A 22,173-nucleotide genomic window follows, 5' to 3' on the forward strand; every position below is an offset into this window, starting at 1 on the left:
GTTAATCCTCAAGTTCGTTCAAGTTGCGGCCCGCCAGGGCGGCTTTCACCGTCTGGTCCATACGACGGGCGGCAAAGGCATCGGTCACTTGCGACAGGCGCTTGGTCTGTTGCTCAATGGCATAACCATCGGTGCCTTTCATCAATTCAGCCAGTTCCTGCATCTGCAGGTCGATGACCATGCGCTCTTCGGCATCCAGCAAACGCTCGCCGTCAGCCTCAAGGGCGCCCTGCACCGCTTCAAGCAGGCGCTGGGCATCGACTTGCTGCTCACGCAACACGCGGGCGACCTTGTCGTCACCGGCGTACTGGAACGAATCCTTGAGCATCTTGGCGATTTCGCCGTCGGTCAGGCCGTAGGACGGCTTGACCTGGATGCTGGCTTCGACGCCAGAGGCCAATTCGCGCGCGGCAACGCTGAGCAAGCCGTCGGCGTCGACCTGGAAGGTCACACGAATCTTCGCCGCACCGGCCACCATCGCCGGAATACCGCGCAATTCGAAGCGTGCCAGGGAGCGACAATCGCTGATCAGCTCACGCTCGCCTTGCAGCACATGAATCATCATGGCTGTCTGGCCATCTTTGTAAGTGGTGAAGTCCTGGGCGCGGGCAACGGGGATGGTGGTGTTGCGTGGAATCACCTTCTCCATCAGGCCGCCCATGGTTTCCAGCCCCAGGGACAACGGAATCACGTCGAGCAGAAGCAGTTCGCCACCATCGCGCTTGTTACCGGCAAGGGTATCGGCCTGGATCGCAGCACCAATGGCCACCACTTGATCCGGATCGATTTCGGTCAGCGGCTGGCGACCAAAGGCCTCAGCCACCGCTTCACGAACACGCGGCACGCGGGTCGAACCGCCCACCATGACCACGGCGGCCACATCTTCCAGCTCGATACCCGAGTCGCGCACTGCGCGGCGACAGGCTTTCAGGCTGCGAGCAACCATCGGCTCGATCAGCGCATCAAAGGCTTCACGGGTCAGTTGGGCCGACCAGCTACCGTAGGAAACTTCAACCGAGGCTGCATCAGTCAGCGCTTCTTTAGCGGCGCAGGCAGTTTGCAGCAGGTTACGTTGCGCGCCCGGGTCCAGGTCGGCAGACAAGCCGGCACTGGTGATGATCCAGCCAGCAATGGCGTGATCGAAGTCGTCGCCGCCCAGGGCAGTGTCGCCACCGGTAGCCAGCACTTCGAAGACACCGCCGGTCAGGCGCAGAATCGAAATATCAAAGGTGCCGCCGCCCAGGTCGTAAATAGCCACCAGGCCTTCGGCATGCTGATCCAGGCCGTAAGCCACAGCGGCCGCAGTCGGCTCGTTGAGCAGGCGCAGCACGTTCAGGCCGGCCAGTTTCGCCGCATCCTTGGTGGCTTGACGCTGAGCGTCATCGAAATACGCAGGAACAGTAATCACCGCGCCCACCAGTTCGCCGCCCAAGGTGGTTTCTGCACGCTGGCGCAGCACCTTGAGGATATCGGCCGACACTTCCACCGGGCTTTTCGGACCCTGGATGGTGTCGATGAACGGCATATGGGATTCGCCACCGACAAAGCGGTACGGCAGCTGGTCGCCCAGTTGCTTGACGTCGGACAGACCACGACCCATCAAGCGCTTGACCGACAGCACGGTGTTCAAAGGGTCGGAAGACGCTGCCAGTTTGGCCGACTCACCGACTTCGGTGCGGTCAGCGTGATAGCGCACGGCAGACGGCAGGATAACCTGGCCATCAGCGTCGGGCAGCGGCTCGGAAAGACCGCTGCGCAACGCAGCGACCAGAGAATTGGTAGTGCCCAAGTCAATCCCGACCGCCAGACGACGCTGGTGCGGTTGAGGACTTTGGCCGGGTTCGGCGATCTGCAGTAGGGCCATGGTAATCAGGACTTATCTGTATATCAGGCGTGCAACCTGGGCGGCACTGGGTTAATCGTCGAGGCGCTCTTCTAACTGGCGCACTTCGTAGGTGAGCTTGTCGAGGAACTGCATGCGCCGCATCAGGCGCTCGGCCTGCTCACGTTGCGCTGCATCATCCCAACAGGCTGCGAAGCTTTCGTTGAGTTCATCCTGGGCCACTTTCAGACGATGCTTGAAGACTGCGACACCGGCCAGATCGGCCTCGTCCTGCAGCTCTTCGAGTTCTTCGCGCCATTGCATCTGCTGCATCAGGAAATCAGGGTCCTGGACCGTGACTTCAAGCGGCAGCTCGCGACCGCCCATGGCGAGCAGGTAACGCGCGCGCTTGGGAGGGTTCTTGAGCGTCTGATAGGCTTCGTTGAGGCTGGCTGATTGCTCCAGCGCCAGGCGTTGCTCACGCTCGGAAGCGTCAGCGAAGCGGTCCGGATGCACCCCACGCGCCAGTTCACGGTAGCGCGTGGCAAGCTGTTCAAGGTCCAGCCGAAAACTCGGCTGCAGCTCGAACAAAGCGAAATGACAAGGAGTACCCACAATCAGCCTCAGATGTTGAAGCTTTCGCCGCAGCCACATTCACCGCGTACGTTGGGGTTGTTGAACTTGAAGCCTTCGTTCAACCCTTCCTTGACGAAATCGAGTTCGGTGCCGTCCAGGTAGGTCAGGCTTTTCGGGTCGATGATCACTTTCTCGCCGTGACTTTCGAACACCTGATCTTCCTCAACCACCTCGTCGACGAACTCCAGCACGTAGGCAAGGCCGGAACAGCCCGTGGTGCGAACACCCAGACGAATCCCCTCACCTTTGCCGCGCCCATTCAGGGAACGGCGAATGTGCTGCGCAGCCGCTTCTGTCATGCTGATAGCCATCGTGACTCCTTACTCGTCGCCAAATGCTTAGATCAAGCCTTTCTTCTGCTTGTAGTCGCGAACAGCCGCCTTGATGGCGTCTTCTGCGAGTACCGAGCAGTGGATTTTCACTGGCGGCAGGGCCAGTTCTTCGGCCAGCTGGGTGTTGCTGATAGTCACAGCCTCATCCAGAGTCTTGCCTTTCATCCATTCGGTCGCCAGGGAGCTGGAGGCGATGGCCGAACCGCAACCGTAAGTCTTGAACTTGGCGTCTTCGATAACGCCAGCTTCGTTGACCTTGATCTGCAGACGCATAACGTCGCCGCACGCCGGAGCGCCGACCATACCGGTGCCGACATCAGGGTCTTCCGCGTTCATCTTGCCGACGTTGCGCGGGTTTTCGTAGTGGTCGATGACCTTTTCGCTGTAAGCCATGGTACTGAATCCTCACTCATCAGGGCCGCTCTGGAACCCTGTAAACACGCCTGCGTTTTCCGCCACGTCTTTACAGAGCCTTTTGGGTGGCGGCTTCTATATTTAGTGTGCCGCCCACTCGATCTTGGAAATGTCGACACCGTCCTTGTACATGTCCCACAGCGGGGACAAGGTACGCAGCTTGGTGACGGCCTCGCAGACTTTCTGCGCGGCGTAGTCGACTTCTTCTTCGGTGGTGAAACGGCCGAACGTAAAGCGGATCGAGCTGTGAGCCAGTTCGTCGTTGCGGCCCAGGGCGCGCAGGACATAGGACGGCTCAAGGGAAGCCGAGGTGCAGGCCGAACCGGACGAAACCGCCAGATCCTTGAGCGCCATGATCAGCGACTCGCCTTCGACGTAGTTGAAGCTCAAATTCAGGTTGTGCGGTACACGGGCGGTCATGCTGCCGTTGATGTACAGCTCTTCAAGGTGCTCGACCTGCTTGTAGAAGCGATCGCTCAGGGCCTTGATGCGCACGTTTTCGGCAGCCATGTCTTCCTTGGCTACACGGAATGCTTCGCCGATGCCGACGATCTGGTGGGTCGCCAGGGTGCCCGAACGCATGCCGCGCTCGTGACCGCCGCCGTGCATGGTGGCTTCGATACGCACGCGTGGCTTGCGGCTCACGTAGAGCGCGCCAATGCCTTTAGGGCCGTAGGTCTTGTGGGCAGAGAACGACATCAGGTCGACCTTCAGTTTCGACAGGTCGATGTCGACCTTGCCGGTGGACTGAGCGGCGTCGACGTGCAGCAACACGCCCTTGGAGCGGGTCAACTCGCCGATGGCGGCGATGTCGTTGATGGTGCCGATTTCGTTGTTCACGTGGATCACGGAAACCAGGATGGTGTCTTCACGCATCGCGGCTTCGATCATCGCCGGGGTCACGATACCGTCGGTGGTTGGCTCGAGGTAGGTGACCTCAAAACCTTCACGTTCCAGTTGGCGCATGGTGTCGAGGACAGCCTTGTGCTCAATCTTGGTGGTGATCAGGTGTTTGCCTTTGGTCGCGTAGAAATGCGCCGCACCCTTGATTGCCAGGTTGTCGGACTCGGTGGCACCGGAGGTCCAGACGATTTCACGCGGGTCGGCATTCACCAGGTCAGCGACCTGGCGACGAGCGTTTTCCACGGCCTCTTCAGCTTTCCAGCCGAACACGTGGGAACGGGACGCCGGGTTGCCGAAGTTTCCGTCAACCAGCAGGCATTCGCTCATCTTTTGCGCGACACGCGGATCAACCGGGGTGGTCGCTGAGTAATCAAGGTAAATCGGCAATTTCATGGACTTTCTCCTAAATCAGGCTGGCTGGCGTGCCGTTAGCTCTTCGGCTGTCACTCGACGGCGGACGCTTCAATCTTGTCCAGACGCGGCGCCTTTGTATTGCAACGGCGCTGGTCCTGACGCTGGGCTACTTCTTGTACCTCACGGCGAGTCACAAGATCAGCCAAGCTGATACCACTCAAAAACTCATGGATCTGCAGGCTCAGGTCACACCACAAGTGGTGCGTCAGGCAGGTGTCGCCGGCGTGACAATCACCCAGGCCCTGGCATTTGGTGGCATCGACGGATTCGTTCACCGCGTCGATCACCTGGGCTACCTGGATGCCCTGCATGTCGCGGGACAGTTGATAGCCACCGCCTGGACCACGAACACTGGAAACCAGATTGCTGCGGCGCAATTTGGCGAACAACTGCTCGAGGTAGGACAGGGAAATGCCTTGGCGCTCGGAGATATCGGCCAGGGACACCGGCCCATTTTGCGCGTGCAAGGCCAGGTCAAGCATGGCGGTCACCGCGTATCGGCCTTTTGTAGTCAGTCTCATGGACAAGTACCAAGGTGTTTCAGAATGGGAGCAAGTATGCGATTCCCGAGTATTTAAGTCAACTATAAGACCTAGTACTTTAGTCAGGAATACCCGCAAAAAGGGCGCGCGAATAATAGCAGGGCGCAGGCTGATGGAACAGCGGGAACAGGGTCAAGCCCCCAACCTCAAGACCAATGGGGCTCAAATATGGGAGCTGGCTTGCCTGCGATAGCGGTTTGCCAGCCAGCCTATCCGGCACTGACTTGCCGCCATCGCAGGCAAGCCAGCTCCCACAGAGATCGCGACCGGCTCAAGAGTCAGCCGGCTTTGGTAGCGCTTTCGCTCTTGATCTCGGCGAAGTCTTCGGTGCGCAGCTCAGGCAGGTCCTTGGCGCAGTAGTTGCTGCCGAGGTCTTTCAGGGCGCCGCACATGCCATCCAGCTTGCCATCCACCGCTTGCAGGTGGTCGAGCAACTGGCCGATGGCACGTGCCACCGGGTCGGGCATGTCTTCGCTGACGCCATAGGCATCAAAGCCAATCTTTTCGGCCATGGCCTTGCGCTTGGCTTCCTGCTCATCGCCAACTTCCGGCTTGACGATGATCCGCCCCGGAATACCGACAACCGTTGCGCCAGGCGGCACGGCCTTGGTCACCACAGCGTTGGAACCGACCTTGGCACCCGCACCGACGGTAAACGGACCGAGCACCTTGGCGCCCGCTCCTACCACCACGCCATCTTCCAGTGTCGGGTGGCGCTTGCCCTTGTTCCAAGTGGTACCGCCCAGAGTCACGCCCTGATACAGAGTCACGTCATCACCAATCTCGGCAGTTTCACCAATAACGATGCCCATGCCGTGGTCGATAAAGAAGCGGCGACCCACCTTGGCGCCCGGATGAATCTCGATCCCGGTCAACCAGCGACCAAAGTTCGACACCAGCCGAGCCAGCCATTTCCAGCCCATATTCCACAAGGCGCCGGACAGGCGATGGATCCAGATCGCGTGCATGCCCGGGTAGCAGGTCAGCACTTCAAAGGCGTTGCGCGCCGCCGGGTCACGGTGGAAAACACTCTGGATATCTTCTCGCAAACGCTCGAACATTTTTAATCCTTCCGCTTAAGAAGCTCGCCACGGGCCGCTTTCTGGGTTTCCGTGAGGATGCCACGCAATATATTCATTTCCGCCCGGCTGACCGAGCTGCGTCCGTATAGCCGGCGCAGGCGCGCCATCAAGTGCCGCGGCTTTTCCGGATCGAGAAACTCGATGGCCACCAGGGTTTGCTCCAGGTGCTCATAGAAGCGTTCCAGCTCGTCCATGGTGGCCAGTTCGCCACTCTTGGTCGATGCAACCTCGTCCTTCTCTACCTTGCTCGGCTGGCCTTCTGCAGCCAGCCAGGCCATGCGCACTTCATAACTCAACACCTGCACCGCTGCCCCGAGGTTCAGCGAACTGAACTCAGGGTCTGATGGAATGTGCACGTGATACTGACATCGCTGCAGCTCCTCATTGGTCAGGCCGGAGTCTTCACGACCGAATACCAAGGCGATTTCAGCGCCGCCGGCAGCCTCTTCCACGACCTTGGTCCCACATTCGCGAGGATCCAGAAGTGGCCAGGGGATGCGACGGTCGCGAGCGCTGGTGCCGAGCACCAGATTGCAGCCAACCAGGGCGTCTTCCAAAGTGGCGACGACCTGGGCTTTTTCGAGGATGTCATTGGCGCCAGACGCGCGGGCATCGGCCTCGTGGTGCGGAAACACACGCGGCTCGACCAGCACCAGGCGCGTCAGCCCCATGTTCTTCATGGCTCGCGCCACCCCGCCGATATTGCCGGGATGACTGGTATTGACGAGGACGACACGGATGTTTTGCAGCAAGGGAGGCGCTCTCGGACACGGGAAAGGGGAGCAAATCTTACAGAACAGCCTAAGGTTATGCCATGAAAGGTAACGTCGTCCTTCACCTGAAGAAAGTTTCTGCTAGAATGCTCGGCTTTCTTTAACAACCTTAGGTGACACATCCATGCAGCCCATGCTGAATATCGCGCTGCGCGCCGCCCGCAGCGCCAGTGAATTGATCTTCCGCTCCATCGAGCGCCTGGATACCATCAAGGTCGACGAAAAAGACGCCAAGGATTACGTATCCGAGGTGGATCGCGCCGCCGAGCAGAAAATCATCGACGCGCTGCGCAAGGCCTACCCTACCCACGGCATCCTCGGTGAAGAAACCGGCCTGCACAAAGGTAGCGGCGAAGGCGAAGACTACCTGTGGATCATCGACCCACTGGATGGCACCACCAACTTCCTGCGCGGCATCCCGCACTTTGCCGTGAGCATTGCCTGCAAATACCGTGGCCGCCTGGAACACGCCGTTGTGCTGGACCCGGTTCGCCAGGAAGAATTCACTGCAAGCCGTGGCCGTGGCGCCCAACTGAACGGTCGCCGCCTGCGTGTCAGCGGTCGCACCAGCCTCGACGGCGCCCTGCTGGGTACCGGCTTCCCGTTCCGTGACGACCAGATGGACAACCTGGAAAACTACCTGGGCATGTTCCGCGCCCTGGTTGGCCAGACCGCCGGCATCCGCCGCGCCGGTGCAGCCAGCCTGGACCTGGCCTATGTGGCTGCCGGTCGTTTTGATGCGTTCTGGGAGTCGGGCCTGTCCGAGTGGGACATGGCGGCAGGCGCACTGCTGATTCAAGAAGCCGGCGGCCTGGTGAGCGACTTCACCGGTGGTCACGACTTCCTTGAGAAAGGCCACGTGGTTGCTGGCAACACCAAATGCTTCAAGGCAGTACTGACGGCGATCCAGCCGCACCTGCCGGCTTCGCTGAAGCGCTAAGCGAGCGAGCACAAAAAAGCACCCCTAGGGGTGCTTTTTTTATACCTGAAATTACTGCTGCGGCTGGTTCTGACCAATAACCAGACGCCCTTCCTTGTCGACCGGGATCTGGTTACCTGGATCGCGATCCATGCGCACAGAGCCTTCCTTGCCGTCCAGGGTGTAACGCACGTCGTACCCGACAACCTTGTCGCTGATGTCGTTAACGGTGTTACAACGGGTTTGCGTGGTGGTGTAGGTATCGCGGTTCTGCATACCTTCCTGAACCTTGTTACCGGCATAACCACCACCGACCGCACCGGCCACCGTGGCCAGCTTCTTGCCATTACCGCCGCCGACCTGGTTACCCAACAGGCCGCCCGCCAGCGCACCGACCACCGTACCAACGATCTGATGCTGATCCTGCACAGGCTTCTGCCGGGTTACCGCAACGTCCTTGCAGACCTCACGCGGGGTTTTAATCTGGGTTTTCACCGGCTGCACCGCCAGCACTTGCGCATACTCAGGGCCGCTTTTTACCAGGCTGTAGGTGGCAACAGCACCCCCGGCAGTCACACCGACAGCACCCAATACCGCACCAACCAGTAACGACTTGTTCACGTGAACCTCCTGACCATCACAAACGGACCGAACGATCCGCGCTATACCCAGCCTTGGAGCAAAAAAAAAGGCGCGAGTTCAATACTCGCGCCTTATTTGTAACAGCAGATCAACAATCGCCCATCAAGGGCGGTCGTCGACCTCCTTGCCGGTGCTGGCAGGAGGGATCAGGTCTTCGCTGTTGAGGTTCAGCCAGATCAGTACCACGTTGGCGATGTAGATCGACGAGTAGGTACCCGCCAGTACGCCGATGAACAGCGACAGCGAGAAGCCCCACAGGTTGTCGCCACCGAACACCATCAGTGCGGCAATCGCCAGCAAGGTGGAGATCGAGGTCGCCATGGTGCGCAGCAGGGTCTGGGTGGTGGAGATGTTGATGTTCTCGATCAACGTCGCCTTGCGCAGTACCCGGAAGTTCTCACGAACCCGGTCGAATACCACGATAGTGTCGTTGAGGGAGTAACCAATGATCGCCAGCACCGCCGCCAATACCGTCAGGTCGAAGGTGATCTGGAAGTAGGCCAGGATGCCCACGGTCACGATCACGTCGTGGATCAGCGACACAATGGCGCCGACACCGAACTTCCACTGAAAGCGGAAAGCCAGGTAGATCATGATGCCGACCAGCGCCATCAGCATGCCGAGGCCGCCCTGGTCGCGCAGCTCTTCACCCACTTGCGGGCCCACGAACTCGACGCGCTTGACCGACGCCGGGTTGTCACCGCCGACCTTCTGCAAGGCCTCGGCTACCTGGTGACCCAGTTGCGGGTCTTCGCCGGGCATCCGCACCAGCAGGTCGGTGGTTGCACCAAAGCTCTGCACGATGGCTTCGTGATAGCCGGCCTTGACCAGCTCGTTGCGCACCAGGCTAACGTCGGCCGGCTTCTCGTAGGTCAGCTCGATGAGCGTACCGCCGGTGAAGTCCAGACCGTAGTTCAGGCCCTTATGGAACCAGCTGAACAACGCCAGAACGGTAAGGAGCATGGTGAAGCCGAACGCAACGTTGCGAACGCCCATGAAGTTGATTGTACGTAACATGGCAGCCCCTTAAATCCACAACTTCTTGAAGTCACGTCCGCCAAAGATCAGGTTGACCATTGCGCGGGTCACCATGATGGCCGTGAACATCGAGGTAAAGATACCGAGGGACATGGTTACCGCAAAACCTTTGACCGGGCCGGTGCCCATGGCAAAGAGAATCCCGCCGACCAACAGAGTGGTCAGGTTGGAATCGAGGATCGCGGTAAATGCCCGGCCGAAGCCTTCGTTGATTGCCCGTTGCACGGTCATGCCCGCCGCGATCTCTTCACGAATCCGCGAGAAGATCAGTACGTTGGCGTCCACCGCCATACCCATGGTGAGTACGATACCGGCGATACCCGGCAGGGTCAGCGTTGCACCCAGCAGCGACATCAGGGCCAGCAGCATCACCATGTTGCCCGCCAGCGCGACGGTGGCGATGATGCCGAAGAAGCGGTAGATGGCGATGATGAACAGGGAAACGAACAGCATGCCCCACAGCGCAGCGTCGATACCCTTGGTGATGTTGTCAGCACCCAGGCTCGGGCCGATGGTGCGTTCTTCAGCGAAGTACATCGGAGCCGCCAGGCCACCGGCACGCAGCAGCAGCGCCAGTTCGGACGACTCACCCTGGCCGTTCAGGCCAGTGATGCGGAATTGAGCACCCAGCGGCGACTGGATGGTCGCGAGGCTGATGATCTTCTTCTCTTCTTTGAAGGTTTGTACCGGTACGTCTTTCTCGACGCCGTCGACCACTTGCTTGGTGTAGGTGGTGACAGGACGCTGTTCGATGAAGATCACCGCCATGCTGCGACCGACGTTGCTGCGGGTTGCGCGGCTCATCAGTTCGCCGCCGTGGCCATCCAGGCGGATGTTCACTTCAGGCGTGCCGTGCTCGCCGAAACCGGCCTTGGCGTCGGTCACCTGGTCACCGGTGATGATCAAGCCACGCTCGATCAGTGCAGGTGGACGGTTGCCTTCACGGAACTCGAATTCTTCGGCAGTGGCGCGGGTAGCACCCGGCTCAGCTGCCAGACGGAATTCCAGGTTGGCTGTTTTACCCAGGATACGCTTGGCTTCAGCAGTGTCCTGCACGCCCGGCAGTTCAACCACGATGCGGTTGGCACCCTGGCGCTGAACGATCGGCTCGGCCACACCCAGCTCGTTGACGCGGTTACGTACCGTGGTCAAGTTCTGCTTGATGGAGTATTCACGGATTTCCGCCAGCTTGGCCGGGGTCATCGCCAGACGCAGTACCGCCTGACCATTGAGGTCGGCCGGAACAATGTCGAAATCGTTGAAGTTCTTGCGGATCAGTGCACGGGCCTGTTCGCGGGTTGCTTCGTCAGCAAAGCCCAGCTGGATGGCGCCGTTGAGCTGCGGCAGGCTGCGATAACGCAGGCGCTCTTTACGCAGCAGGCTCTTCACATCGCCTTCGTAGACTTTCAGGCGAGCGTCGAGGGCCTTGTCCATGTCCACTTCCAGCAGGAAGTGCACACCACCGGACAAGTCCAGACCCAGCTTCATCGGGTGTGCGCCAATCGCGCGCAGCCATTTTGGCGTGGTCTGAGCCAGGTTCAGCGCGACGACGTAGTCATCACCCATGACCTTGCGCACAACATCTTTGGCCGGCAATTGGTCTTCTTGCTTGGTCAGGCGCAACAAGCCGCCCTTCGCATCAGCAGCCAAACTTGCCGCTTTAACCTGGATACCCGCGTCGGTGAGCGCTTTGCTCGCACGGTCCAGATCAGCCTGATTGACCTGCAGCGCAGTGCTGGCGCCAGTGATCTGGATCGCCGGGTCATCAGGATAGAGATTGGGAGCGGAATAAATAAAACCGATCGCCAGCACCGCCAGGATCAGTACGTATTTCCACAGAGGGTATTTGTTCAGCATCACGCCGCCCGCTTATAACGCGGGGCGCCTTGCGCGCCCCGTCGATTGGTAAAGGTTGTTACTCAGATCGCTTTGAGCGTGCCTTTTGGCAGCGTGGCGGCGATGGCGCCCTTCTGGAACTTCATTTCTACGGTGTCGGAGACTTCCAGAACCACGAAAGCGTCGGACACTTTGGTGATTTTGCCGGCGATGCCGCCGGTGGTCACGACTTCGTCACCTTTCTGCAAGCTGCCCAGCAGGTTCTTCTGCTCTTTGGCGCGCTTGGCCTGTGGACGCCAGATCATCAGGTAGAAGATGACCAGGAAGCCGACCAGGAAAATCCACTCAAAACCACCGCCCAACGGGCCGGCAGCGGCCGGTGCAGCGGCATCAGCCATGGCATTAGAGATAAAAAAGCTCATTTAGCACTCCAGTTGCAAATAGTGAATCTTAGGGTCGGAAAACTCAGTCCAAGGGCGGCACAGGCAGCCCGCGCTTGGCATAGAAGGCATCGACGAAGGCGGCCAATGTACCCTGTTGAATAGCCTCGCGCAAACCAGCCATCAGGACTTGGTAGTGACGCAAATTGTGGATGGTATTCAACATGCTACCCAGCATTTCCCCGCACTTGTCCAGATGATGCAGATAAGCGCGCGAGAAGTTCTGGCAGGTGTAGCAATCACAGGTGGGATCCAGCGGCGATTCATCATGGCGATGGAACGCGTTACGGATCTTCAGCACGCCTGTATCGATGAACAGATGCCCATTGCGGGCATTACGGGTTGGCATCACGCAATCGAACATGTCCACACCGCGGCGCACACCCTCTACGAGATCTTCCGGTTTGCCAACGCCCATAAGGTAACGAGGTTTGTCAGCCGGCATCAGGCCCGGCAGGTAGTCCAGCACCTTGATCATCTCGTGCTTGGGCTCGCCCACCGACAGACCGCCGATGGCCAGGCCGTCGAAGCCGATCTTGTCGAGGCCTTCCAGGGAGCGCTTGCGCAAGCTTTCATGCATGCCGCCCTGTACGATACCGAACAGTGCAGCGGTGTTATCGCCATGGGCATTCTTCGAACGCTGGGCCCAACGCAACGACAGCTCCATCGAGACCCGTGCCACATCTTCATCGGCCGGGTACGGCGTGCATTCGTCGAAAATCATCACGATATCGGAGCCCAGGTCGCGCTGGACCTGCATCGACTCTTCCGGCCCCATGAACACCTTGGCGCCGTCCACCGGGGAGGCGAAGGTCACACCCTCCTCCTTGATCTTGCGCATGGCGCCCAGGCTGAACACCTGGAAACCACCGGAGTCGGTCAGGATCGGGCCTTTCCACTTCATGAAGTCGTGCAGGTCACCGTGCTTCTTGATCACTTCGGTGCCCGGGCGCAGCCACAGGTGGAAGGTGTTGCCCAGGATGATCTCGGCGCCGGTGGCAACGATATCCCGTGGCAGCATGCCTTTTACGGTGCCGTAGGTACCGACCGGCATAAAGGCCGGGGTCTCGACGGTACCGCGAGGGAACGTCAAACGGCCGCGGCGAGCTTTACCATCCGTGGCCAGCAATTCAAACGACATACGACTCATGATTGTTCCTCTGGGCCGCGCGGCGCCGGATTACGGGTGATAAACATCGCATCACCGTAGCTGAAAAAACGGTATCCATGCTCGATGGCGGCTTTATAGGCGGCCATGGCTTCGGGATAACCCGCGAAGGCCGACACCAGCATCAACAGCGTGGATTCCGGCAAATGGAAATTGGTGACCAGGCAATCGACCACATGGAACGGCCGGCCCGGGTAGATAAAGATATCGGTGTCGCCACTGAACGGCTTGAGCACGCCATCGCGCGCCGCGCTTTCCAGCGAACGCACGCTGGTGGTACCGACCGCCACCACACGTCCGCCGCGCGCCTTGCACGCATTGACCGCATCCACCACTTCCTGGCTGACTTCCAGCCATTCGCTGTGCATGTGATGGTCTTCGATGTTATCCACACGCACCGGCTGAAACGTGCCGGCCCCCACGTGCAGGGTCACAAAGGCCGACTCGATACCCTTGGCGGCAATCGCATCCAGCAGCGGCTGATCGAAATGCAGCCCCGCCGTCGGTGCAGCCACCGCGCCCAGGCGCTCGGAATACACCGTCTGATAGCGCTCTCGGTCCGAGTCTTCGTCCGGGCGGTCTATATAAGGAGGCAACGGCATGTGGCCGACACGCTCAAGAAGTGGCAACACTTCCTCGGCAAACCCAAGCTCGAACAACGCATCGTGACGGGCGAGCATCTCAGCTTCGCCACCGCCATCGATAAGGATCTTCGAACCCGGTTTCGGCGACTTGCTGGAGCGCACATGGGCCAGCACGCGATGGCTGTCCAGCACCCGCTCCACCAGAATTTCCAGCTTGCCGCCGGACGCTTTCTGGCCGAAAAGGCGAGCCGGAATCACCCGGGTATTGTTGAAAACCATCAAGTCGCCCGGGCGTAAATGCTCAAGCAAATCAGTGAATTGACGGTGTGCGAGGGCACCACTGACCCCGTCCAGGGTCAGCAGTCGACTGGCGCGACGCTCGGCCAAAGGATGGCGAGCGATCAGCGAATCAGGGAGCTCAAAAGTAAAGTCAGCAACGCGCATGATGGGGTTCGTCTAGCAGGGCCGGGAAGTCTAGCGGAAATAGTGAAAATTGACCATGAAACGTGATTGACCAACGGTAATCTCATCTCTATACTTCGCCGCCATTGAGCCCTGATGGCGGAATTGGTAGACGCGGCGGATTCAAAATCCGTTTTCGAAAGGAGTGGGAGTTCGAGTCTCCCTCGGGGCACCATCTTAAAAAAAGACCTTGAAATTCAAGGTCTTTTTTTTCGCCTGCAGGAAAGTGATGATCAGCGGGCGAACGCGAGAAAAGAGGAACCTTGGCCATGGAACTGACGCTGGAAGCTGTAGCGCTTTTTGCTCTCAAGTTGGTATATGAGACAGAAGGCGCGAGCCCGATTCTGCGGGACGACCTGGTCATGGACGGCTATGAGCGGGAAGTGTTTGGCTTGCTGGTGCGCAATGGCGATATCAATGCCATCCAACAGAAGATCGACGAATGCCTGGCGTTGGCCCTCGAAGCCCTGGGCGGTGCGAACACCGTGATGGGCCGCGAGCTGCAACGGCTTGCGGCGGATGTGCGCCAAGCGACGACACTGGAAGCACTCAATGCCCCGCTCAACGCGCTCAAGGATTACCTGAAAGCGATCCTTTAACGCCGCCCTTCCACCGCCATGCGCACGGCCAGGCCCATCAGCACCGAGCCCATCAACCAGCGCTGTACAGTTTGCCAGACCGGTTTGCGGATGAAAAATCCCGCGATCGAGCCCGCCATAAGAGCGATCAGCCCGTTGACGCTCACACTGATCATGATCTGCGTAAAACCCAGCACCAGGGATTGCGAGAGCACGCTGGCGTGGCCGTTAGGGTCGATAAACTGCGGCAGTAACGACAGATACATCACCGCCACTTTGGGATTCAGCAGGTTGGTGACAAAACCCATCATGATCAGCTTGCGCGGGCTGTCCTTGGGCAAATCCCGCACCTGGAACGGCGAGCGACCACCCGGCTTGACCGCCTGCCAGGCGAGGTACATCAGGTACAACGCCCCGCCGAGCCGCAGCGCGTCATAAGCGTAAGGAACCGCCATCACCAACGCCGTGATGCCCAATGCCGCGCAGAACATATAGACGACAAAACCCATCGCAACGCCGCCCAGGGATATCAGCCCGGCCACTCGGCCCTGGCAGATCGACCGCGAAATGAGGTAAATCATGTTCGGGCCGGGCGTCAGCACCATACCAAGAGAGATCAGGCCGTAGGCAAGCAGGCTGGACAGTTCGGGCATGGTGTGGCTCCTTGACGAGGTAAAACTTTGTAATGGCCGGCGGGTTGTTGGCGCCATGGTAGGGCGATAAAAGGAACGCCGTTAGATACAGATCTGCGAGCAAAACGTCATACACAGGCACCAGCGTTTACCGCACCACCCACCCAAGGAAAGGCACATGATCGACTTCAACAACAAAGGCTTCTTCAAGCTCAAGCAAAACAACGAATACGCCGAACGCGTATCGTCGTTGCTGCTGGATGATGAGCAGGTCATCGATTCCTACAAGGCCATGCGCGATGGCGTGGTGTTCACCACCAAGCGCATCATCGCCGTGAACGTGCAAGGAATTACCGGCAGCAAGAAAGACTTCACGTCCCTGCCGTACAAAAACATCGTCGCGTATTCGGTGGAAACGTCCGGGACGTTTGATCTGGACTCGGAGCTGGAGATTTACTTTTCGGCGGTGGGGAAAGTGAAGTTCGAGTTCACGGGGAAGACGTCGATTGTGGAGATATCGAGGGTGATTTCCAGGCATGTACTCTGAACCAATGCCCCGCTCAGGACTACCTAAAACAAATTAATGAAGGAGCCAGCCTTACCCTTGATTGGGCGTAAACAATAACGCCCACTCAGGCCGCCCCCTGGATTTCACAACAGTTTGCAGATCACGTCCAGTTCATCAAAAACAAAGCGCGTATTAGCCCTGCAATAGACATCATAGTGCTCGGTCATCTGCGTTCCACTCTGCGACTGGTTGAAGTAAGCATCTACCATCTCCTGAGGCCGATGCATCCGTGGCTTGCTCAACACTCGTTCTTCGGTAATGTGTTGATCTTTTCGAACCTGCACCCGCCCGTCACGTAGAATGTTCCGAAGCAGATTCCATTCATAAAAGAAGATACCATCCAGCTCATAAAAGTTCAGGAACGGGATATTGTGCAACAACACGAAGTGACTATTACCCGCATGAGCACCGGCCAGGCCATGCTGGCTCAGTTTCTGGCGAATACTCTCATCGCAGATATTATCCCTGAGCACGGCCAGCTGCCTTACAAAGCCGGTACGAAAATTAGCATTTAGAAATAGCTGGCACTGCTCCGAAAGATAGGTTGGAATTTCAGACAACTGATATTTAACTTGAATAAAGTAATAAATATCTTCCTCAACATCCCGAACTATCAAATCAATATCATAGCCCTTGACTTTCGCATTATTGCCGGACTTGAACTCCCCAAATACTTCCAGGCGCGGATCGTTGAGTTTTCTTATGTAATTTAAAACGTAGTCTTTTTCGAAGCCGGCTCCGAGCAACTGACCAAAGTCCGCCTCTTTGCCGTTGACGGTTGCCGTACCCAGCAAATACCTGACGAACTTTCTCAACCCGTACTTAAAGTTTAGTGCTCCCCGCACATACATGCCGCCCTTGTATTCTATGAAACTGCTGGCGGAGTCCAACGTTGGTGCGCGTCCGGCCAAGGCACTATTGATCATATCCACCGTGGCAGGACTGACAATAGTCCTAAGGTAAGCTTCCTCGGTTGTACGTTCACCCAACATTACACGCAGCTCCAGGTGAACAGCAAAATCGACTATTTCTCGCAAGTAATGATACTTGGGATGCCGGATCATGGCCGCGGACAAGTATTCCGAATGTATAGAGAGGCATTTATCGAGAGTCTGACTTATCAAAAGCCCACGCAAATCCGGATTCAAACGGCCGTGTTTCTGCAACAGTTCCGCCATATCATATAGTGTGCGTGTATCACTTATTTTAGAATTAGCCTCAGTGACCTCTGCCAACCAATACCCCTTGATCCGTCGCTGCAGTTTCGCGGTAGGCACAATGTGAAGAGTGCTCCCAACCAACCTGGCTGTCAGAAGTCCATGACCAATAAGAAAATAGATTTCACTGAGGTAATAACACAACCACAAGTTGGCATTTTTCAAGATGGATAAGTTATGGACGGCCCGCAGCTGCAGGTTTTCGGCAATCCTGTTGCACGTATATTCAAGCGCCGCCCATGTGTAAGCTTTACTAAAGTCAGCGTACGTATCACTTCCCGGCGCTGATGACACACCATGACCTTCAGGCGCTACCTCAATCCTGAAATAGCGGCTCAGTTGATCTGTGAACCTGTGCACCGTATTAGGGTTGAGCGGTGTGTTGTCTTCGAATAGATACTGCGGCAGCGATTGTCGGGCCTGTTCCAGGTTTGCCTGAAGTTTCTCCCAGAGTATTGACTGAACCTGTTCGGGGCAAATCAACCGACGCAGTGCGGGTATTTTGTAGAGCATTCGGCTGCGCCAATTGAGGCGTTTGCCAGCTGGAGGGAGGGCAGTCGTGTTCGCCATAGGGTTATGCAAAAAGGCGAGTAGTTGCGGGTCTACATCTTCATAAATCATCAACTGACGTCCTGTCTAATTTCCACGGAGGGCCGGCACTCGCCTCATCCCTAATCGTTTATGGGGCACGACCGTAGCATATCGACACACCGGTTTTTCGACGCCTGAACGCGAACTGGAAGCTTCCTACACTTGATTAGGAGGTGAGCACCCATTCAGAAAGTGAGTTTTCCTACGCACACCATCGAACAACGAGAATTTCAGGTTCTTCTCAGCTCTCATAGGCTCGCTTCCTTGCACAGGGAAGTGAGTCGTCATGACAGAGCGCGCGTATCCGATTACCGAAGAAGAACAGTTGAAGCGGCGAATTCTGACGCCGCAGCCTAAGCAGATTCCGTATTCACCGTTCATTGATTTGTATAAAGCGCCTCCTGCGCCATCGCCTGAACCTACAAGGATTCCAGGCCATGTGTTCGCCAAGTCCTGCCAACTACCCGACGGGATCATCAGCTACAACAACCCCACCGGTTATGTGCCGCTTGAGCAGATCAAGGACTACGGCCACTTCACGCTGCTAGGCGGGCGCGAGGTGGATAGCCACGGCGGTGTGGCCCTAAGGAAAATCAGTGGTAGTGCCCTACCCTTGGGGCTTGGCCAGCTTGTGCTGCGTACAGCGGTATTGGAGTCCGCGGCTACAGCAGTCGGTGCCGCAGCCGGGAGTTTGATTGCAGGGCTGGTGGCGCTGGCCTGGCCGTCGGAGCTTGGCGACAGTGCGCTCTATAGCGAAGAGCAGCTTCGTCACCTGCAAAAAGCCCGCTCTCGGATGCGTTTGCATATCGAGCAACGCGCCGATGGGACGCTCAAGGGGTATGGGTTTTATACCGGCAAAAATGCCGACTGGCAGATGATCGATGTAGTGCAGTTTCAGAGTCGTGACAGTCAGTTCGTGGCGGATCTCGGCGAGGGAGTTGAGCTGATTTGGACGCCGGCCATTGATCCTGGCGACACCCTTGGCATTCCCGCATTGGAGGCTGCACCGCAAGCACCGGTGATGTGGATCTATCCGCCGACTGAGGCGGCCGAGCAGATTCTGGTGAATCCGATTTACCCGCCGGAGTATCGGGATTTTATTCTGGTGTTTCCGGTGGAGTCGGGGGTTAGGCCACTGTATATGGTGGTCAGCGTTAGGGCGGGGGATCACAAATACCATTCCGCTCCCGACACAGACGAAATCACCGGTTTCCTAAACCTGAGCAAAGCAAAACCCAAGACCCCAAAGCAAGGTGGGGCAGGGCTTAGAGAGCGTTGGATTGATGACAAAGGACGGATAATTTACGAGTGGGACTCGCAGCACGGCGAGCTAGAGGCGTATAGAGCAAGCGATGGGAGTCATTTGGGGGCGTTCAACCACATAACTGGTGAACGGCTGAAAAAGCCTAAGAAAAAACGAAATATCAAAAAATTTTTGTGAGGCCATATGGGACTGAAATTAAGACTGGAATGGTTCGATAAGTCGACAGAGCTTGGTATAGGAACAGAACGCTCAGCAGACTTGGGCGAGGACTATGCCGTTGTCGACTCACTCGGGCTGTCCGTTGAAGACGACATTAACAACGGAATGTTCCAGCTGCGTGAAGAATGGCTCTTAACTATACGGCCGCTCTTCAGCCATAAAATTATCTCCTCGGAAAGCGACTACTTTCTTGCACTCGATTATAGAAAGTCCTGGTGATCAAAAATAAGCCCGGGCCTCACAAACAGAAGCAAACCCAGAGTACTCATATCCTATGCGTCGTCTTGCACTTTCAAACAAAAAACTCCGCAACATCCCCAGGCGCCTGCGCGCAATCAGCCGATGGGCAGACAGTTTCGAAGGCTGGTTTTTAGCAGACTTCCCGGTGAGGCGAGGATTTGAAAACTTCAAAATCCCCGTCATTGAAACTCTCGTAGAAGGCAAGCAAACCACCCCAGCGATCCAGGCACACTGCGCGCAGCAATTGATCAACGCCGCCGCTCACCTGATTCAAGCCCGGCCCGATGAAACACCTGAATGCTGGGTCGTAGCAGCCATTCTGGTGCCCGACATGTTCTCAAGCGAAGTCTGCGTTTACATCGACAAAAGCCGCTACCTCGGCTCTACCCTGCCCTTCGAATACGACTATTTTCGCCAAACCCGTATTACCGGCAGAAGCCTTGCTAATGAATGGGGTCTGATCGTCCCATCAGGCCTCCATGAGGTGGGTTTTCACTTCATCCACGAAGATGAGGACGGAGAACAGTTTGAATCAGAGCATTGGTATTTCGGCGAGGTTAGTTCATCGGATGAAGATCCGGGCGGCGATCGCTGGAAGTACAAGACGTTCAAAGCATTCCAGGCAGAGCATCCGCATTTATTCAGCACAGCAACATAGTCTTGCGGTAACCGCCGTGCTTCCAACGACGGCCTTTTTCAAACCGCTCCTTCGGTAAAACTCAACCGCGCACACAACCCACCCACCTCCCGGTTATACAACTCCAACCGCCCCCCAATCTTCCCCACGATCATCTGGACAATCGCCAACCCCAGCCCCGCGCCATTCGCATTCCCTTGACTATAAAACCGCTCAAACAACCGCCCAATCTCCCCTTCATCAATCCCGGGCCCCGCATCTTCCACACACAGCTGCACCACTCCCGAATCTGCCACCCGCACCATCACACGCACCTCACTCCCCGCCGGCGAGAAGTTCAGCGCATTGGTCACCAGGTTCTGCAGCGCAATCGCCAACGCTATCGGGTCCGTTTCAATCCAGCATTCCTCATCCCCTTCCAGCACTAGCTCAACGCCTTTCTCCATCGCCAGGGGCGTCAGTTCCGCAAGCTCTTCGCGTACCAACTCCGTCAGCGGCACGCGTACGCGAACGGTGTTGTTCAACTGCGGCTCGATGCGCGCCATGGTCAGCAGTTGGCTGCCAATGCGCGTCGCGCGGTCCACGCCGTTGACCAGAAAATCCAGCGCCTCTCGCCGCTGCTCCTCAGTCCCGGCGCTCTGTGCGTTCTGTGCATGAATGCGCAATATCGCCAACGGCGTGCGCAGTTCATGGGCCGCGTCCGCGATAAACCGTCGCTCGCGCTCCAGCAGGTCGTCTACCTGCACCAGCAAGCGGTTCAGCGCGGTTTGCATAGGTTCCAGGTCCGTGGGCAATGGCTCAAGTTGCAACGGCCGCAATGTCTCGCTGTCCCGCCCGCGTATCGCCTGGGCCATGGCGCGCAAGGGTTTGAGGCCCCAGCCGATGGTCAGCCAGATCAACAGCGCCAGCAGTGGCACGCCAATCAGGATCGGCCAGAGGGTGTGGCGGATGATGCGCTGGATCACGTCCTGGCGAATGTCGTCACGCTCGCCCACCCAGATCAGCAGGCCTTGTTGCATGTCGGCGAGCATGAACGCGCACCAGTCGTTGCCGTTATCCATCAGGTCGTGCGCCCCGAGGGTGTCAGGCGGGGCGCTGAGGATCGGTGCGTCGGTGGAGCGCACCAGCAGTTGGCCGTCGGCGCGCCATACCTGGAAGGTCAGGCGGGTTTCGTAGGGGTGCGCGGCGCCGTCTTCGCCGACGCGGCTCATGGCCTGGTCGAAGGCTTGGTAGAGGCGGTCCAAGTCAGCGTCGCCGGGGTCGCGCTGGCGCAGTACGCCTTGCAGCAAGCGGGCACTTTGGGCGAGTTGGGCGTCGTAGACTTCTTCGATTTCGTGATGACTGTCGCGCAGCACGAGCCAGCTGATCAGCCCATCCCCCAGCAGGATCAGCACCAGTACCGGGATGAGGATGCGTGCGCGGACCGAGTTCATGGCTTGAGTTCCACCACGTAGCCCACGCCGCGCACGGTGCGGATCAGTTCGGTGGAGAGTTTTTTGCGCAGGTTGTGGATAAGGACTTCGAGGGTGTTGCTTTCCACCCGATCCTGCCAGCCATACAAGGCGCGGGACAGGCGTTCGCGGGTGACGACTTTGCCGGGGCGCGCCATCAGCTGGTGCAGCAGTTGATATTCCATCGGCGTGACCACGATGTCCTGGCCTTGGTAGCTGACCTGTTGGGTCGCCGGGTCCAGGCTCACTCCCGCATGTTCCAGCAAGGGCTGCGCGCGGCCCTGGCTACGGCGCAGCAAGGCGCGCACGCGGGCCTTGAATTCTTCGACGTCAAAGGGTTTGACCAGGTAGTCGTCGGCGCCGGCATCCAGGCCGGCGATGCGTTCGGCGGTGTCGTCGCGGGCGGTGAGGATCATCACCGGCAGGTCGTATTGCTCGGCACGCAGGGTTTGCAGGAGTGTCAGGCCGTCGAGGCGCGGCAGGCCGTCGAGGCGCGGCAGGCCGAGGTCGAGCAGCAGCAGGTCGAAGCTTTCGCTGCGCAACGCATGCAGGGCACTGACGCCGTCTTGCAGCCAGTCCAAGGTGTAGCCTTCGGCGCTCAGCGCCACCCGGATCCCTTCGGCGAGAGCACGATCGTCTTCTACCAGCAGCAGGCGCATAAGAGATTCTCTATAGGAGACGGCGGCATCATGCAGGGTTCTACCGATGTCTATTCCGGGAAAGATGTTACGGGTCGTTGCCAACTAAGCTTCCGCTAAGGTTGGTTTTG

At 58.1% G+C, this 22,173-nt stretch carries 24 protein-coding genes and 1 tRNA gene; 7 read left to right on the forward strand and 18 right to left on the reverse strand.

Annotation, left to right across the window (positions count from 1 at the left end):
• Position 1: 1 nt before the first annotated feature.
• From hscA to trmJ, 8 genes are all read right to left on the reverse strand, one after another.
• Entirely contained in the window at positions 2–1,864 is a 1,863-nt protein-coding gene (gene hscA / locus V3W39_RS15180; protein ID WP_177047062.1) for a Fe-S protein assembly chaperone HscA, read from the reverse strand.
• Positions 1,865–1,915: 51 nt separating this feature from the next.
• On the reverse strand, positions 1,916–2,437 hold the full coding sequence (gene hscB, locus V3W39_RS15185; protein ID WP_330212893.1) for a co-chaperone HscB: 522 nt from the start codon (positions 2,435–2,437) through the stop codon (positions 1,916–1,918).
• An 8-nt stretch (positions 2,438–2,445) separates the two neighbouring features.
• Positions 2,446–2,769, reverse strand: a complete 324-nt coding sequence (gene iscA / locus V3W39_RS15190; protein ID WP_003209680.1) for an iron-sulfur cluster assembly protein IscA — start codon at positions 2,767–2,769, stop codon at positions 2,446–2,448.
• Positions 2,770–2,796: 27 nt separating this feature from the next.
• The gene (gene iscU, locus V3W39_RS15195) at positions 2,797–3,183 is read right to left on the reverse strand and encodes a Fe-S cluster assembly scaffold IscU (protein ID WP_003209682.1); all 387 of its coding nucleotides are present in this window, start codon (positions 3,181–3,183) and stop codon (positions 2,797–2,799) included.
• Between the two features lie 102 nt (positions 3,184–3,285).
• Positions 3,286–4,500, reverse strand: a complete 1,215-nt coding sequence (locus V3W39_RS15200) for an IscS subfamily cysteine desulfurase (protein WP_008438290.1) — start codon at positions 4,498–4,500, stop codon at positions 3,286–3,288.
• Between the two features lie 50 nt (positions 4,501–4,550).
• Positions 4,551–5,042, reverse strand: a complete 492-nt coding sequence (iscR, locus tag V3W39_RS15205; RefSeq protein WP_003210305.1) for a Fe-S cluster assembly transcriptional regulator IscR — start codon at positions 5,040–5,042, stop codon at positions 4,551–4,553.
• Between the two features lie 299 nt (positions 5,043–5,341).
• Positions 5,342–6,124, reverse strand: coding sequence for a serine O-acetyltransferase (gene cysE / locus V3W39_RS15210; protein ID WP_177114798.1), 783 nt, complete (start codon positions 6,122–6,124; stop codon positions 5,342–5,344).
• A gap of 2 nt (positions 6,125–6,126) precedes the next feature.
• The gene (gene trmJ, locus V3W39_RS15215; protein ID WP_330212894.1) at positions 6,127–6,897 is read right to left on the reverse strand and encodes a tRNA (cytosine(32)/uridine(32)-2'-O)-methyltransferase TrmJ; all 771 of its coding nucleotides are present in this window, start codon (positions 6,895–6,897) and stop codon (positions 6,127–6,129) included.
• 145 nt (positions 6,898–7,042) lie between these two features.
• On the opposite strand from trmJ, the gene suhB reads away from it, so the two are divergent.
• On the forward strand, positions 7,043–7,858 hold the full coding sequence (gene suhB / locus V3W39_RS15220; RefSeq protein WP_003175971.1) for a type III secretion system regulator SuhB: 816 nt from the start codon (positions 7,043–7,045) through the stop codon (positions 7,856–7,858).
• Between the two features lie 51 nt (positions 7,859–7,909).
• Here suhB and V3W39_RS15225 read toward each other — a convergent pair whose 3' ends face one another.
• The 6 genes from V3W39_RS15225 to queA all read right to left on the reverse strand — a co-directional run bounded on the left by V3W39_RS15225 (position 7,910) and on the right by queA (position 13,989).
• Positions 7,910–8,458, reverse strand: coding sequence for a glycine zipper 2TM domain-containing protein (locus V3W39_RS15225; RefSeq protein WP_003210309.1), 549 nt, complete (start codon positions 8,456–8,458; stop codon positions 7,910–7,912).
• 123 nt (positions 8,459–8,581) lie between these two features.
• Positions 8,582–9,496, reverse strand: coding sequence for a protein translocase subunit SecF (gene secF, locus V3W39_RS15230; protein WP_003210311.1), 915 nt, complete (start codon positions 9,494–9,496; stop codon positions 8,582–8,584).
• Between the two features lie 9 nt (positions 9,497–9,505).
• Positions 9,506–11,374, reverse strand: coding sequence for a protein translocase subunit SecD (gene secD, locus V3W39_RS15235; RefSeq protein WP_010176872.1), 1,869 nt, complete (start codon positions 11,372–11,374; stop codon positions 9,506–9,508).
• Between the two features lie 62 nt (positions 11,375–11,436).
• The gene (gene yajC / locus V3W39_RS15240) at positions 11,437–11,775 is read right to left on the reverse strand and encodes a preprotein translocase subunit YajC (RefSeq protein ID WP_076017553.1); all 339 of its coding nucleotides are present in this window, start codon (positions 11,773–11,775) and stop codon (positions 11,437–11,439) included.
• 43 nt (positions 11,776–11,818) lie between these two features.
• Positions 11,819–12,934: a tRNA guanosine(34) transglycosylase Tgt gene (gene tgt, locus V3W39_RS15245; RefSeq protein ID WP_330212966.1), complete on the reverse strand. Its 1,116-nt coding sequence runs from the start codon at positions 12,932–12,934 to the stop codon at positions 11,819–11,821.
• Between the two features lie 5 nt (positions 12,935–12,939).
• On the reverse strand, positions 12,940–13,989 hold the full coding sequence (gene queA / locus V3W39_RS15250) for a tRNA preQ1(34) S-adenosylmethionine ribosyltransferase-isomerase QueA (RefSeq protein ID WP_177047065.1): 1,050 nt from the start codon (positions 13,987–13,989) through the stop codon (positions 12,940–12,942).
• 108 nt (positions 13,990–14,097) lie between these two features.
• Between queA and V3W39_RS15255 the strand changes: the two genes are divergently transcribed.
• Positions 14,098–14,182: transfer RNA gene (locus V3W39_RS15255), tRNA-Leu, on the forward strand.
• 94 nt (positions 14,183–14,276) lie between these two features.
• Complete coding sequence (locus tag V3W39_RS15260; RefSeq protein ID WP_177114800.1) at positions 14,277–14,606, forward strand: hypothetical protein; 330 nt, start codon at positions 14,277–14,279, stop codon at positions 14,604–14,606.
• On the opposite strand, the gene V3W39_RS15265 is transcribed toward V3W39_RS15260, so the two are convergent.
• Complete coding sequence (locus V3W39_RS15265) at positions 14,603–15,238, reverse strand: LysE family translocator (RefSeq protein ID WP_177114802.1); 636 nt, start codon at positions 15,236–15,238, stop codon at positions 14,603–14,605. The two genes, V3W39_RS15260 and V3W39_RS15265, sit on opposite strands and share 4 nt — an antisense overlap.
• A gap of 157 nt (positions 15,239–15,395) precedes the next feature.
• Between V3W39_RS15265 and V3W39_RS15270 the strand changes: the two genes are divergently transcribed.
• Complete coding sequence (locus V3W39_RS15270) at positions 15,396–15,764, forward strand: PH domain-containing protein (RefSeq protein WP_003210321.1); 369 nt, start codon at positions 15,396–15,398, stop codon at positions 15,762–15,764.
• 104 nt (positions 15,765–15,868) lie between these two features.
• On the opposite strand, the gene V3W39_RS15275 is transcribed toward V3W39_RS15270, so the two are convergent.
• Positions 15,869–17,623 (reverse strand): hypothetical protein, encoded by a 1,755-nt coding sequence (locus V3W39_RS15275; RefSeq protein WP_330212895.1) that lies wholly within the window; start codon positions 17,621–17,623, stop codon positions 15,869–15,871.
• A gap of 256 nt (positions 17,624–17,879) precedes the next feature.
• Here V3W39_RS15275 and V3W39_RS15280 point away from each other — a divergent pair, with 256 nt between their 5' ends.
• The 3 genes from V3W39_RS15280 to V3W39_RS15290 are packed head-to-tail and all read left to right on the forward strand — an operon-like array spanning position 17,880 to position 19,974.
• Entirely contained in the window at positions 17,880–19,034 is a 1,155-nt protein-coding gene (locus V3W39_RS15280) for a colicin E3/pyocin S6 family cytotoxin (RefSeq protein ID WP_330212896.1), read from the forward strand.
• A 6-nt stretch (positions 19,035–19,040) separates the two neighbouring features.
• On the forward strand, positions 19,041–19,295 hold the full coding sequence (locus tag V3W39_RS15285) for a colicin E3-like toxin immunity protein (protein WP_330212897.1): 255 nt from the start codon (positions 19,041–19,043) through the stop codon (positions 19,293–19,295).
• Positions 19,296–19,350: 55 nt separating this feature from the next.
• Positions 19,351–19,974 (forward strand): DUF3916 domain-containing protein, encoded by a 624-nt coding sequence (locus V3W39_RS15290; RefSeq protein WP_177129137.1) that lies wholly within the window; start codon positions 19,351–19,353, stop codon positions 19,972–19,974.
• A 38-nt stretch (positions 19,975–20,012) separates the two neighbouring features.
• Here V3W39_RS15290 and V3W39_RS15295 read toward each other — a convergent pair whose 3' ends face one another.
• Entirely contained in the window at positions 20,013–21,386 is a 1,374-nt protein-coding gene (locus V3W39_RS15295; protein WP_330212898.1) for a sensor histidine kinase, read from the reverse strand.
• Positions 21,383–22,063: a response regulator gene (locus V3W39_RS15300; RefSeq protein WP_330212899.1), complete on the reverse strand. Its 681-nt coding sequence runs from the start codon at positions 22,061–22,063 to the stop codon at positions 21,383–21,385. Before V3W39_RS15300 ends, V3W39_RS15295 begins: the two co-directional genes overlap by 4 nt.
• Between the last annotated feature and the right edge of the window lie 110 nt (positions 22,064–22,173).

The organism is Pseudomonas sp. Z18(2022) (assembly GCF_036346535.1).
Taxonomy (GTDB): domain Bacteria; phylum Pseudomonadota; class Gammaproteobacteria; order Pseudomonadales; family Pseudomonadaceae; genus Aquipseudomonas; species Aquipseudomonas yamanorum_A.

Bases quoted from the DNA above. Each gene is read 5' to 3' on its own strand.
- hscA (WP_177047062.1), bottom strand. From the start codon at position 1,864: ATGGCCCTACTGCAGATCGCCGAACCCGGCCAAAGTCCTCAACCGCAC.
- iscA (WP_003209680.1), bottom strand. From the start codon at position 2,769: ATGGCTATCAGCATGACAGAAGCGGCTGCGCAGCACATTCGCCGTTCC.
- iscU (WP_003209682.1), bottom strand. From the start codon at position 3,183: ATGGCTTACAGCGAAAAGGTCATCGACCACTACGAAAACCCGCGCAAC.
- V3W39_RS15200 (WP_008438290.1), bottom strand. From the start codon at position 4,500: ATGAAATTGCCGATTTACCTTGATTACTCAGCGACCACCCCGGTTGAT.
- iscR (WP_003210305.1), bottom strand. From the start codon at position 5,042: ATGAGACTGACTACAAAAGGCCGATACGCGGTGACCGCCATGCTTGAC.
- cysE (WP_177114798.1), bottom strand. From the start codon at position 6,124: ATGTTCGAGCGTTTGCGAGAAGATATCCAGAGTGTTTTCCACCGTGAC.
- suhB (WP_003175971.1), top strand. From the start codon at position 7,043: ATGCAGCCCATGCTGAATATCGCGCTGCGCGCCGCCCGCAGCGCCAGT.
- secF (WP_003210311.1), bottom strand. From the start codon at position 9,496: ATGTTACGTACAATCAACTTCATGGGCGTTCGCAACGTTGCGTTCGGC.
- secD (WP_010176872.1), bottom strand. From the start codon at position 11,374: ATGCTGAACAAATACCCTCTGTGGAAATACGTACTGATCCTGGCGGTG.
- yajC (WP_076017553.1), bottom strand. From the start codon at position 11,775: ATGAGCTTTTTTATCTCTAATGCCATGGCTGATGCCGCTGCACCGGCC.
- tgt (WP_330212966.1), bottom strand. From the start codon at position 12,934: ATGTCGTTTGAATTGCTGGCCACGGATGGTAAAGCTCGCCGCGGCCGT.
- queA (WP_177047065.1), bottom strand. From the start codon at position 13,989: ATGCGCGTTGCTGACTTTACTTTTGAGCTCCCTGATTCGCTGATCGCT.
- V3W39_RS15260 (WP_177114800.1), top strand. From the start codon at position 14,277: ATGGAACTGACGCTGGAAGCTGTAGCGCTTTTTGCTCTCAAGTTGGTA.
- V3W39_RS15265 (WP_177114802.1), bottom strand. From the start codon at position 15,238: ATGCCCGAACTGTCCAGCCTGCTTGCCTACGGCCTGATCTCTCTTGGT.
- V3W39_RS15270 (WP_003210321.1), top strand. From the start codon at position 15,396: ATGATCGACTTCAACAACAAAGGCTTCTTCAAGCTCAAGCAAAACAAC.
- V3W39_RS15275 (WP_330212895.1), bottom strand. From the start codon at position 17,623: ATGATTTATGAAGATGTAGACCCGCAACTACTCGCCTTTTTGCATAAC.
- V3W39_RS15280 (WP_330212896.1), top strand. From the start codon at position 17,880: ATGACAGAGCGCGCGTATCCGATTACCGAAGAAGAACAGTTGAAGCGG.
- V3W39_RS15285 (WP_330212897.1), top strand. From the start codon at position 19,041: ATGGGACTGAAATTAAGACTGGAATGGTTCGATAAGTCGACAGAGCTT.
- V3W39_RS15290 (WP_177129137.1), top strand. From the start codon at position 19,351: ATGCGTCGTCTTGCACTTTCAAACAAAAAACTCCGCAACATCCCCAGG.
- V3W39_RS15295 (WP_330212898.1), bottom strand. From the start codon at position 21,386: ATGAACTCGGTCCGCGCACGCATCCTCATCCCGGTACTGGTGCTGATC.
- V3W39_RS15300 (WP_330212899.1), bottom strand. From the start codon at position 22,063: ATGCGCCTGCTGCTGGTAGAAGACGATCGTGCTCTCGCCGAAGGGATC.